9 protein-coding genes are annotated in these 12,157 nt (G+C 72.3%); 3 read left to right on the top strand and 6 right to left on the bottom strand.

Translation table 11 applies throughout. The features are described from left to right. Positions 1 to 24: 24 nt before the first annotated feature. Genes E1293_RS36960 through glf form a run of 5 tightly spaced genes read right to left on the bottom strand, consistent with a single transcriptional unit; the run spans position 25 to position 6,002 of the window. Positions 25 to 1,152 carry an acyltransferase family protein gene (locus tag E1293_RS36960; protein WP_132203096.1) on the bottom strand — a complete coding sequence of 376 codons (1,128 nt, stop codon included), beginning with the start codon at positions 1,150 to 1,152 and terminating at the stop codon, positions 25 to 27. Next, complete coding sequence (locus E1293_RS36955; RefSeq protein ID WP_132203094.1) at positions 1,149 to 1,937, bottom strand: ABC transporter ATP-binding protein; 789 nt, start codon at positions 1,935 to 1,937, stop codon at positions 1,149 to 1,151. The genes E1293_RS36960 and E1293_RS36955 overlap by 4 nt, the downstream gene beginning before the upstream one ends. After that, a complete protein-coding gene (locus E1293_RS36950; protein WP_132203092.1) occupies positions 1,937 to 2,830 on the bottom strand; it encodes an ABC transporter permease in 894 nt (297 codons plus the stop codon). The genes E1293_RS36955 and E1293_RS36950 overlap by 1 nt, the downstream gene beginning before the upstream one ends. After that, positions 2,827 to 4,848: a glycosyltransferase gene (locus tag E1293_RS36945; protein WP_243717098.1), complete on the bottom strand. Its 2,022-nt coding sequence runs from the start codon at positions 4,846 to 4,848 to the stop codon at positions 2,827 to 2,829. The genes E1293_RS36950 and E1293_RS36945 overlap by 4 nt, the downstream gene beginning before the upstream one ends. Further along, positions 4,845 to 6,002 carry a UDP-galactopyranose mutase gene (gene glf / locus E1293_RS36940; protein WP_243717096.1) on the bottom strand — a complete coding sequence of 386 codons (1,158 nt, stop codon included), beginning with the start codon at positions 6,000 to 6,002 and terminating at the stop codon, positions 4,845 to 4,847. The genes E1293_RS36945 and glf overlap by 4 nt, the downstream gene beginning before the upstream one ends. A gap of 178 nt (positions 6,003 to 6,180) precedes the next feature. On the opposite strand from glf, the gene E1293_RS36935 reads away from it, so the two are divergent. The 3 genes from E1293_RS36935 (at position 6,181) to E1293_RS36925 (ending at position 11,290) form a co-directional block, all read left to right on the top strand. Further along, positions 6,181 to 7,494 (top strand): hypothetical protein, encoded by a 1,314-nt coding sequence (locus tag E1293_RS36935; RefSeq protein WP_132203088.1) that lies wholly within the window; start codon positions 6,181 to 6,183, stop codon positions 7,492 to 7,494. After that, positions 7,491 to 8,426: a glycosyltransferase gene (locus E1293_RS36930; RefSeq protein WP_132203086.1), complete on the top strand. Its 936-nt coding sequence runs from the start codon at positions 7,491 to 7,493 to the stop codon at positions 8,424 to 8,426. The genes E1293_RS36935 and E1293_RS36930 overlap by 4 nt, the downstream gene beginning before the upstream one ends. A gap of 92 nt (positions 8,427 to 8,518) precedes the next feature. Next, positions 8,519 to 11,290, top strand: coding sequence for a sialidase family protein (locus tag E1293_RS36925; RefSeq protein ID WP_132203084.1), 2,772 nt, complete (start codon positions 8,519 to 8,521; stop codon positions 11,288 to 11,290). A 24-nt stretch (positions 11,291 to 11,314) separates the two neighbouring features. On the opposite strand, the gene E1293_RS36920 is transcribed toward E1293_RS36925, so the two are convergent. Then, on the bottom strand, positions 11,315 to 12,157 hold an 843-nt coding region (locus E1293_RS36920), incomplete at its 5' end, for a glycosyltransferase (protein ID WP_132203082.1).

Here is a 12,157-nt window from a genome sequence, read left to right as displayed (position 1 = left end):
GCTCGGGAGCGGCGGGGGGGCTGGTCACCGGATTGCCTCCACGGTGCTGCGGGGCGAGGTCTTGTTCCGTACGAGCGAGGGCCACTCCTGCCGCAATCGGCCGAGCCCCGCCTTGAGCTTCGGCTTCACCCATCGCTGCAGCGGTTCCTCGATCAGCCGGTGCACCAGGAAGGCCGTGCCGAAAGCGGCGATCAAGGACATGCCGAGCAGCGTCCACCGGCCGAGGTGGGAGCGCAGCAGCTCGTACAGCACGCGCCCGATGCTCTCGTGCACCAGGTAAAGCGGATAGGTGAGCGAGCCGAGGAAGGTGAAGCCGCGCCAGCTCACCGCTTCGAACCGATGGGTGGCCACGATCGCCATGAGCAGGAATGTGAAGGTGACACCGCCGGCGATGACCGCGTCCCATACCCGTGGCCAGGCCAGTTCGGCGTTCACGGTGCCCTGCCGGTAGTACACGGCGAGTGCCCAGCAGCCGGCGGCGATGAGCCACAGGAGAAGGTTCGGGCCGAATCGGTGGATGAGGAAGAACGCCATGCCGGCCACGAAGTACGGGGCCCATGGCGGCATCAGGACCGCGGTGAGCGGCGAGAAGTCCGCCTCCTGGGCGAACAGGCCGAGCAGCAGCCATCCGACCATGAAGGCCACGCATCGCTCATAGGTGATACCGCGCCAGATGAGCACGGCGATCAGCGCGTAGAAGTGCAGTTCGACCCAGAGTGTCCAGTAGACGTTCTCCATGTTGGGCACGCCGATGCCCGTCTGAAGCATGGTCATGTTCGGCAGGTAGGCGACCAGCGGGTTGTGCGACGCCACCGGTGTCTCACCGATGGCGAAGAAGCTCAGGATCGAGAGAGAGACGCCAACCCAGTAGGCCGGGAAGATCCGCACGGTGCGGGAGACGGCGAAGTCGCCGACTCCCCTGCCCCATGCGCTCATCAGGATGACGAAGCCGCTGATCAGGAAGAACAGGTCGACGCCGAGGTTGCCGAAGTGCGTGATCGATGCGAGCACCGGCATGTTGTGATGGTTGGGCACGCCCCATCCCGCGATACGCCCCACGTAATGGTGGAACACCACCAGCAGGGCCGCGACGAACCGGAGCAGGTCCAGTTCGCGCAGCCGCGGCCGGTCGGCGGGCGGGGCCGAGGTCATCGGCCGGCCTCGGCGGGTGGCCGGGCGGGCGCGGTGAGGCCGCGGCGGCGTTCCTGGCGCTTCTTCAGGAGCAGGTCGGCGGCGGTGTCGATGTCGCCGTCCCACAGGACGCGGCCGTCCTCAAGGAAGACGCCGCGGGTGCAGAGTTGCCGCAGGAGCTTGGCGTCGTGCGCGACGATCACCATCGTGCGGCCGCTGGCGCGGTACTCGCGCAGGCGGTCGATGCACTTGCGGCGGAACAGCGGGTCGCCGACGGCGAGGACCTCGTCGATGAGGAAGACGTCCGGGTCGGTGTGCACGGCGATGGAGAACGCCAGCCGCATGAACATGCCGGACGAGTAGAACCGGACGGGCTGGTCGAGGAACCGCCCGATGTCGGCGAACTCGACGATCGAGTCGAACTTGCGGAGCGTCTCGGCACGGTCCATGCCGAGGATGGCGCCGTTCAGGAAGACGTTCTCCCGCCCGGTGAGGTCGGGGTGCAGCCCGGCGCCGACCTCGATCAGCCCGGCGACGCGGCCGCGGACCCGCACGGTCCCCGCGTCCGGCGGCATCACCCCGGAGATGATCTTCAGGAGGGTGCTCTTGCCGGAGCCGTTCACCCCGATCAGCGCGACGGCCTCGCCGACGCCGATGGTGACGGACACCTCGTCCAGCGCGGTGAACCGGTCGCGGAGCTTCTCGCGGCGCAGCGCCCGCACGGTCATGTTCTTGATCGAGCGGGCGTGCCGCAGCGTGAACCGCTTGGTGACGCCGTCGACCACGACGGCACGGGCGGCGGCCATCAGAGCTCCTCCGCGAAGCGCCGCTGGAGCCGGGCGAACACGAACTGGCCCACCCCGAGCAGCAGGACGGCCATCGCCAGCAGGACGAACCCGTCCCTGGTGAGGTCCGCCGGAAACGCGGACGCGCCGTCGGTCGTCGGCCACCAGAACGCGCGCTCGAACAGCAGCACGCCGACGGCCATGGGGTTGGCGAGGTAGGCGTCCAGCGCCCAGCCGGGCGCGGTGTCGCGGACGACCGTCCACGGGTAGATCATCGGCACCGACCAGGTGACGAACAGCGTCGCGATGTCGACGACCTTGTCGGTGTCGCGGTAGAAGACGTGCAGCGCCGAGCAGATCAGCCCGAGGGCGATACCGAGCGTGGCGACGAGCGCGAAGCCGAGCAGCGCCGAGCCGATCGCGGCGGCCGACGGCGTCCAGCCCCAGACGGACGCGACGGTCAGCACGATCGCGAGGCCCGGCAGCAGGTGCACGCACGACACCAGCAGCGACGCGACCGGGAACAGCTCGCGCGGCAGGTAGACCTTGCGGACGAGCGGCGCGTTGCCGAGCACCGAGTGGGTGGTGTTGATCAGGGTCTCGTTGAAGAACGAGACGAGCACGAGCGCCGAGAACATGAAGATCGGGAAGTGCTCGACGCGGTCGCTCATCCGCAGGAAGACGCCGGCCACGAAGTAGAACACCGCGAAGTGCGCGGCGGGCCGCACGTACGACCAGCCGAGGCCGAGCAGCGACCCCTGGTAGCGGGCCCGCAGCTCCCGCCGCACGATGAGCCTCAGCAGGTAGCGCCGCCGGAAGACCTCGCCGAGCCCGCCGCCGTGCCCCGGCTCGACGAGCCCGGCGTCGTCGAGACCGGCGTCGAGGCCGGCGGGCGCTCCCGAGGCGGCTGTCATGGCCGGGGCCGCGCCCTGTCGAACGTCTCCTGCCACTCCTCCGGCGAGGTCAGCCCCGGCAGGGCGTCGCGGTACCGGTGGCTCAGCACCGCCCACTCCTTGCCGAGGCGGGCGTGCAGCGCCGACGCGCGGCGGATCAGCGACCAGAACCGCTGCGGGTCGCGCTGGTACCAGGAGACCTTCGTGCCGTCCGCGGACGAGACCAGGGCGCTGTTGAACTTCGTCAGCAGCCACCAGGTCTGGTCGACGTGCGGGACGACGGCCTCAGGGTGGATCTTGGGGTGCGCGCCGACCGGCTTGACCTGCCGGGCCGCGCCCAGCAGCGCCGTCTGGAGCATCGCCCGCCGGTTCTTCGGCGGGACGACGTCGCGGCCCTTGCGCGGCGGCTTGCGGCGCCGGACCGCCGGGAACTCGTCCAGGTCCGACTTGGCCTGGGCGTCGACGAACCCGGCCCGCAGCTCCCGCAGCTCGCCCATCTTCGTGATGATCGACGGGTGCAGGTCCTCGGGACCCTTGAGCGCGTCCTCCAGCGCCAGCAGCATCAGTTCGGCCGTGGAGTACTGCATGGCCAGCGCGTGCTTGATGGTGATGAACAGGCTCTCCTTGAGCATGTTGCCGCCGCGCTCGTATGGCGAGTACAGCAGCGCGGTGACGACCCTGTTCCGCTCGGTGAAGTACGCCTGCCAGTCGGTCATGACGTCCTTGGAGTGCCACGGCACGTGCCACACCGCGGTGCCCGGGAGCGAGACCGTCGGGTATCCCGCCGCCTTGGTGCGCAGGCCGTACTCGATGTCGTCCCACTTGATGAAGAACGGCAGCGACAGCCCGACCTTCTGGATCACCTCGACCGGGATCAGGCACATCCACCAGGCGTTGTACTCGACGTCCGCGCGGCGGTGCAGCCACGGGGTGTTCCGGAGCGGTTGCGCGGCCAGGTCGTGCGACATCTCGGTGTGCGGGGCCGGGGTCATCCACCAGCGGTAGCGGGCCACCGTCTCACCGAACACGTGCAGCACCGACCGGTTGTACAGGTCGAGCATGTGGCCGCCGACGAGCATCGGGCCGCGCGCCAGGTCGGCGAACGTGACCGCGCGCAGGACGCCCTCGGGTTCGAGGATGACGTCGTCGTCCAGCAGCAGCGCGTACGTGCTGCGGCCCGACTCGACGGTCTCGTGCATGACGCGGGAGAAGCCGCCGGAGCCGCCCAGGTTGGCCTGGTCGATGATGCGCAGCCGGTCGCCGAGCGCCTCCTTGGCCGCGGGGAAGTCGGGATGGTCCTCGACCCGGTCGGTGCCCTGGTCGACCACCAGGATCTCGTCGACGACGTCCAGCACGTCGCCCGCCGCCGCCAGCGCGGTGAGCGACTCGACGCAGAACTTCGGCCGGTTGAACGTGGTGATGCCGATGGTCGCGGTGCCGGGCTCGGTCCGCTCGGTGACCGCGCACCAGTCCGCGCCGTCCAGCACGGCGGTGCGGCCGTCGGCGACGATGTCGAACCAGTACCAGCCGCCGTCGATGAACGGGGCGAGCGGCAGGTCCACCGTCTCCTCGACGGACGAGTCGGAGTCGATGTGCAGCGACTTGATCCGCTCCAGGTGGCCCTTGCCCGTGGAGCGGTAGATCAGGATCGTCGCCTCGCCGCGGACCCGGACACGGAGCCGGACGGTCTCGACCGTGCTCCAGCGGCGCCAGTACCCGGCGGGGAAGGCGTTGAAGTAACTGCAGAACGACACCCGCGTCCCGGACGGGACGACGATGCTGCGGCGCCCGATGATCTCGGCGCTGTCGTCCTGCGTGGACGGCCGGTAGGCCGCCGGGGAGGCCGCGTCGCCGTCCTGCTCGGCCAGCACCCGCTCGGCGGCGCTCTCCAGGTCGGCGGTGCGGCGGCCGAACACCGCGTTGCCGTCGACGTACAGCTTCAGCACGTCGAAGTCGCGCTCGCCGGGCATCACGATCCGGTGCAGGACCCGCAGGCCCTCCACCGGCATCGCCGCCCCCGCGGTGGTCGCCTCGGTCATCGGTCCACTCCTCCGCTGATCAGCCGCTCGCCCCGGGTGAAGTGGGGCCGCAGCCGGTTGTCGACCATGCCCAGGGCGCTGGCGATCGCCATGTGCATGTCGAGGTACTGGTAGGTGCCGAGCCGCCCGCCGAACAGCACGCCGTCCTCCCGCCGGGCCATCTCCCGGTAGCGGAGCAGGCGCGCGCGGTCCGCGGCGGTGTTGATCGGGTAGTACGGCTCGTCGCCCCGCTCGGCGGACCGGGAGAACTCGCGCATGATCACCGTTCGGTCGTCCGGGTAGTGCCGCCGCTCCGGATGGAAGTGCCGGAACTCGTGGATGCGGGTGTAGGGGACGTCCTCGTCGGCGTAGTTCATCACCGGGGTGCCCTGGAAGTCGCCGGTCGGCTTGACCTCCATCTCGAAGTCCAGGGTCCGCCAGCCGAGCTCGCCCTCCGCGAAGCCGAAGTAGCGGTCGAGGGGGCCGGTGTAGACGACGGGCACGTTGCCGGCCAGGTCGCCGCGCAGGTCGAAGAAGTCGGTGTCGAGCCGGACCTCGATGTTGCGGTGGTCGGCCATCCGCTCCAGCCACGCGGTGTAGCCGTCGGCGGGCAGCCCCTCGTAGGTGTCGCCGAAGTAGCGGTTGTCGAAGGTGTACCGCACCGGCAGCCGGGTGATGATCTCCGCGGGCAGGTCGAGGGGGTCGGTCTGCCACTGCTTCGCCGTGTAGCCGCGGATGAACGCCTCGTACAGCGGCCGCCCGATGAGCGACACCGCCTTCTCCTCCAGGTTGCGCGGCTCGTGCCCGGCGGAGATCTCCGCGGCCTGCTCGGCGATGAGCGCGCGCGCCTCGTCCGGTGTGAACGCCCGCCCGAAGTACTCGCAGATGGTGCCCAGGTTGATGGGCAGCGGGTAGACGCGGCCCTTGAAGGTCGAGTAGACGCGGTGCTGGTAGCCGGTGAACCGGGTGAACCGGCCGGCGTACTCCCACACGCGCTCGTTGGAGGTGTGGAACAGGTGCGCGCCGTACCGGTGGATCTCGATCCCGGTCTCGGGCTCGTCCTCGCTGTAGGCGTTGCCGCCGATGTGGTCGCGCCGGTCGAGGACGAGCACCCGCAGCCCCAGCTCCGCCGCGCAGCGCTCGGCCACGGTGAGCCCGAAGAAACCGGAGCCCACCACTACAAGATCAACGTTCACGGTCCGTCTCAGGGGTCGGGGGTGCTGCGCGGCCAAGATACCGGCGCGGTCATCACGCTTGTGCGGAAATGGTGTGCGTTGGCCGGTTGTACCCTGCCTGTCATCCGGAACGGCGCTCAAGGCGTCCCCCCAAGCGAGCTCCCAGAGGAGTCACCTGGTGCCAGTGGTCTCCGGCGGTTCCCCGCCGACCGTATACCTCCACATCGGCGCACCCAAGAGCGGGACGACATTCTTGCAGGGCCTGCTGTGGAGCAACGCGCAGGCGCTGTCCGAGGCCGGAGTCCTGCTGCCCGGCGGATCTTTCGGCGGTCAGGTCCAGGCCACCCGTGACCTTCGCCAGGTGGAACCGGAACCCGACGAACCCGGGCCTTCCTGGGACGGCGCCTGGGACGGGCTCGCCGACCAGATCAAGGAGTCCGGCCACCGGGTCGCCGTGCTGTCGCACGAGGTGCTCTGCGCGGCGGACGCCGCCGCGGCGGGGCGGGCGGTGGCGTCCCTCGCCCCCTGCGAGGTCCACGTCGTCTACTCGGCCCGCGACCTCGCCGGCCTGCTGCCGTCGGAATGGCAGGAGTACGTCAAGCACCGGTACCACTTCGACTTCGAGCACTGGCTGCGCGAGGTGGTCGACGGCCCGCGCGACGGCGGCGCCGCCGGCTGGTTCTGGCAGGTGCACGACATCCCCGAGGTGCTCGGGCGGTGGGTCCCGCACGTCCCGCCGGAGCGCGTGCACGTGCTGACGATGCCCGGCCCGGACGCCCCCCGCGAGCGGCTCTGGGAGCGCTTCGCCGGGCTGCTCGGCATCGACCCGGCCGTGGCCGACCTGACGGAGGCGCGGGCGAACACCTCCCTGAGCTGGACGGAGACCGAGCTGCTGCGCCGGGTGAACTCCGCCGTCGACATGGACGCGCCGATGTGGCTGTACCACCGGCTGGTCACCGAGGTCCTCGCGCTCAAGGTGCTGCCGGGCCGGGGCGAGGACGGCCGCGTGCCGCTGCCTCCCGAGCGGCTCGCGTGGGCGGACGAGAAGGCCCGCGAACTGGTCGAGAGCGTCCGGTCGGCCGGCTACGACGTGGTCGGCGACCTGGACGAGTTGCTGCCGGCAGGCGCCCGGCAGGGCGAGTCCGCGGCCTCGCCCGAGGACGCGGAACTGCTGGACGCGGCCGCCCACACCATCCTCGGCCTCCTCGACCGGATCGCGATGCTGCGCGGAGAGATCGGCACACTGCGGCAGGAACGCCGGGAGCAGCATCGGACCGCGCTGCCCAAGCTGATGGCCCGGCATCTCAGCGAGCGCAACGAGGCCGTCTGGAAGATGCGGGTCGGCTACTGGCATCTGGTGGAGCGGCTCAAGGGCATCGAGCCGACCCCCGGACCCGAGAAGGAGACCGAGACGGAGACGGATAGCGCGCCGGACGACGACGAGGCCGGCGAGGCGGGCACCGTCCTGTCCCGCCGGGCCCGGGCGCGGTGAGCGCCGCCGCGCCGCGGGTCACCGCGGTCGTCGTCACCTACAACCGGCGCGACCTGCTGGTCGAGGCGCTGGACGCGCTCGCCGCGCAGACCCGGCCACCGGACGCGGTGACCGTCGTGGACAACGCCTCGTCCGACGGCACCCCCGGCCTCATCCGCGACCGGTACCCGGACGCCGACCTCGTCGAACTCGGCGTGAACACCGGCGGCGCCGGCGGCTTCGCGGCCGGGATCGCCCGCGCGCTGGACGCCCCCGGCGCCGGTACGCGCCTGATCTGGCTGATGGACGACGACACCGTCCCCGAGCCGGGAGCCCTCGCCGCCCTGCTGGACGCCCGGGACCGGGCACCGGCGGCGCCGGCGCTCGTCGCCAGCCGGGTCGTGTGGACCGACGGCCGGGACCATCCGATGAACACGCCGCGCCGCAAGCCCGGCGCGTCCCGGGCGGAACTGGCCGCGGCGGCGGAGGCCGGCTGCATGCCCGTCCGGTCCGCGTCGTTCGTCTCCGTGCTCGTCGAGGAGGCGGCCGTGCGGGAGCGCGGGCTGCCGGTCGCGGACTACTTCCTATGGAACGACGACTTCGAGTTCACCACCCGGCTGCTGCGCGGGCGGACCGGGCTCTACTGCCCGGCGAGCGTCGTCGTCCACAAGACCGCGGCGTTCGGGGGTACCGACGCCGACCCGGGCAGCCGCTTCTACTACGAGGTCCGCAACAAACTCTGGCTGTTCACGCGCAGCCCCGGCCTCGCGCCGGTCGAACGGGCGCTCTACGCCGGGTCGTCGGTCCGGCGCTGGGCGCGCACCTATGTCCGCTCGCGCGACAGGGCCACATTGCGCCGGGGACTGCGCGAGGGCGTGCGGGACGGCCTGCGGAGGCGACCGCGCCCGACCGAGGAGGTCATTTCGGCCGCCGTGCGTCGATATGATCCCTGACGACGCAGCTCGAACAGGGTGACAGAGCGTCACAGGGCCGTACACGCAGTACCGACGCACGTAGCACCGACACAGGCCAAGGGGAGGCGGGTGTGACTCCGAGCGGGAACCCGGACGACGAGCACAAGGAAGACCTGCCCGAGGAGGAACTCGCCGACCGGACGACCAGTGACCGGACGGTGAGCGACGCCGACGACGAGGGTGCCTCGAAGACCCAGGTCTTCTCGCGCGACACCGAGCGGGCGGCCAAGCCCGCGCCCGGCATCGCCGACATGACGATGACCGACTTCTCGCGCTCCACCCAGGGCGGCGAGCCGCAGGCCGGCGCCGCGGACGCCGACGACCCGGAGGACGAGGAGGAGGGCGCCGACCGGACGCGCGTCCAGCCGGGGCCCGGCCGTCCGGCGCCCGAAGCGGCGCCGGCTCCGCCGCCGTTCCCGTGGGCGCAGGAGATCCCGGGCGGCGGCCCCCAAGCCGCCGGTCCCCCGGCCGGTGCGCTGGCCGCGGGCCCGCCCCCGGTCGCGCCGGCACCGGTCGACGAGCCCTGGCGGACGCCAGGCAAGGCCAAGAAGGGCGTCAACAAGAAGATCCTCTTCGGTGTGCTCGGCGGAGTGGCCGCTGCGGCGCTGGTCGCGGGCGGCGTCGTCGTGGTGCTCGGCATGGGCGGTGACGACGAGACGGAGGCCGGCGGCGCGAGGTTCGCGGGCGCGCTGTTCCCGGGCGACCCGGCGGCCCGGTCCGACGGCCGCGACCAGGAACTGACCGGTGTCGCGGCGTCCGGGTCCACCGTCGTCGCGGTGGGCGGCGAGGCCGACCCCGGCAACTACCGGGGCGTGTTCCTGGTGTCCGCCGACGGCGGCCGGACGTTCCAGACCGCGAAGGTCGAGGGCGCGGACGGCGGCGAGCCGGGCGCCACGGAGGTGCCGAGGCTGGTCGCCGGCGGGCAGGGCGGCTGGGTCGCGATCGGCACCCGGCCGGGCGGCGGCGTCGTCTGGCTGAGTCAGGACGGCAAGACCTGGCAGCGCCAGCCCGACGCGGCCGGGGACGTCTTCGGCCCCGGCAACCGCGTCACCCGCCTCATCCGGACCGAGCAGGGCTACCTGGCCCTCGGCGAGCACTCCCGCAAGGGCGACTTCAGCGACTCGGTCCCCGCCACGTGGCTGTCGTCCGACGGCAAGCGCTGGGATGCCCAGACCGGCTCGCAGGTCGGCTTCCCGATCCGCGGGAAGGTCGTGCTGGAGGAGGCGGCGGCGGGGCAGGGCGTCGTGCTCATGGAGAGCGCGCACACCCCGAAGCCGGGCAAGGCATCGTTCCGCCGTGCCTGGCGCTCGACCGACGGCGGCCGGACCTGGTCGCCCGCCAAGATCCCCGCACCCAAGGGCACCCGCGGGCTGCACGTCGGCGGCGGCCAGGCGGGGCTGGTGGCCGTCCGAGAGGTGAAGTCCGGCAAGTCGACCTACGGCCAGGTCTACACCTCTGCTGACGCCACCAGCTGGAAGACGGGCGGCAAGCTGGAGTCCGCTGGCTACCAGGAGGTCCAGCAGCTGATCGGCGGCGAGTCCGGCTACACCGGGATCGTGCGCGGCAAGAACGGCATGTCGGTCTCCCGGTCGGCGGACGGCAAGTCCTGGTCGGACGCGGGCACGCTGCCCGCGGCGTCCGGCCGCACCATGCTCGGCGCGGCGGCGTCGGGCGGCCAGACCGTGCTGGTCGGGCGGGACCCCGGCAACGGCGACCTCAACGCGCTGCTCGCCGTGCGGGACCAGGGCGGCAAGGAGGTCCCGGTTGACCCGTTCAAGATCCCCGGGGCGTTCCGCAAGGACCAGGCGGTGGCCGCGGTGGCGGCCAAGGGCGCGCAGGCCGCCGCGGTCGGCAGCACCGGCGGCGACGCCGCGATCTGGACGTCGGCGGACGGCGCCGCGTGGCAGCGGGCGCGCTTCTCCGGCGGCATCTCGCGGCCGGGCCTGCAGCGGCTCACGTCCGTGGCGAACGGCGGCGCCGGCTGGCTGGCGGTCGGCGACAACGGCGGGGCGCCGCGCAGCCCGCTGGTGCTGACCTCCGCGGACGGCAACGTCTGGAAGCCCGTCGACAACGACCCCGTGTTCGCCCAGAAGGGCTCGCAGGCGCTCGGCACCTACGCCGCGGCCTCCGGGCCGGCCGGTTACGTCGTGGTCGGCGACGACGGCGCGTCCGGCGCGATCTGGTTCTCGCCCGACCTGAAGACCTGGCAGCGCGGCGGCGGCGTGGGCCGCAACGACCTCACCGCCCTGCCGAAGGGCAACCGGTGGGTCCGCTCCGCCGCCGGCGGGGAGTTCGGTTTCGTCGCCGTCGGCGGCGCGCTCGACCCGAAGCAGGGCGGCGCGCGGCGGCCCGCGGTGTGGACGTCGGCCGACGGCAAGAAGTGGCAACTCCAGCAGATCGAGCTGCCGTCCGGGCTGACGCAGGGATCGCTCAGTCATGTCGCGGCGAAGGGGAGCGTGCTGGTCGCCGCCGGGGACGCCGTGGGCACGTCCGGGCTGGTGACGCTCGGCTACGTCTCGACGGACGGCGGCAAGACGTGGCGCGAGACGAAGCTGCCGGCGCCCGACGCGGAGGGCCTCGTCCGGATCACGGCGGTGACGGCGACAACGAAGGGCTTCACGGTCGCCGGCACCTCCGGTGGCGGCACCGCCGACGTCGTGTCGTGGACGTCGGCGGACGGGTCGACCTTCGAGGCGCAGGCGCCCGGCGGGGAGGTCCTGTCCGCGGCGGGCCGCCAGGAGATCACGGGCCTGGCCCCGTACAAGGACGGCGTCCTCGGTGTGGGCCGCACTGTCGCAAGCTCGGGTGAGCAGCCCGTCCTGTGGAGCCGCCCGGACTCGTGAGGTTCCGCGCCTGCCGCGGCCGCGTCAGTGGTCGCGGTAGGGCGGGGCCGGGTCGCCGGCCGGGCCATCGGCGGGGGCCGCGGGGCCGGGCGTGTACGTCGCGGGCCGCAGCGCGAGGCGGGCGTCGTCGCGGTGGCGGGTGCGGTTGCGGCGGGCGCCGTAGGGGGCCACCACGGCGCGGTAGAAGGGTTTGCGGATCAGCGTCGGGACCAGGCGGTAGCCGCCGCGGACCATGACGTTGCGCCAGTACTGGGGCTGGGAGATGAAGCCCTCGCGGCGCATCTCGCGCTGCAGGCGCAGTTCGGAGCGGAGCAGGTCGCGGCCGCCGCGGCGCTCGTAGGCGCCGGCGCCGACCCGGTAGTAGACGAGGGGTTCGGCGACGTTCACCAGCCGGGCGCCGTTCGCGATCATGCGGACGAACAGCCAGTAGTCCTCCATCAACGGGAGGTCGCCGTAGCCGCCCGCGGCGACGACGGCGCTGCGCCGGTAGACGACCGTCGGGTGGTTGAACGGGTCGTGCAGGCGGGAGTAGCGGGCGATGTCGGCGGGGTCGCTCGGCGGGATGCGGCGGCCGACGATGTCGGTGATGTCGGCGCCGAACTCCAGCAGGCCGGCGCCGACGAGGTCGGCGCCCGCGCGGACCAGCGGGACCTGGACCTGGAAGCGGTGCGGCATGGCGACGTCGTCGGCGTCCATGCGGGCGACGATGTCGTGGCGGGCGGAGCGCAGGCCGGCGTCCAGGGCGGGGCCGAGGCCGCCGTTGTCCTCAAGGTGGACGAACGACGTCTCGACCGGGCTGGCCGCGACCAGTTCGCGCAGGCAGGAGGCAAGCTCCGGGGGGACGGGGCCGTCCTGGACGAGGACCAC

Source organism: Actinomadura darangshiensis (assembly GCF_004349235.1).
GTDB classification, from domain to species: Bacteria; Actinomycetota; Actinomycetes; order Streptosporangiales; family Streptosporangiaceae; genus Spirillospora; species Spirillospora darangshiensis.
This window is presented reverse-complemented; position numbering and strand designations above follow the sequence as displayed.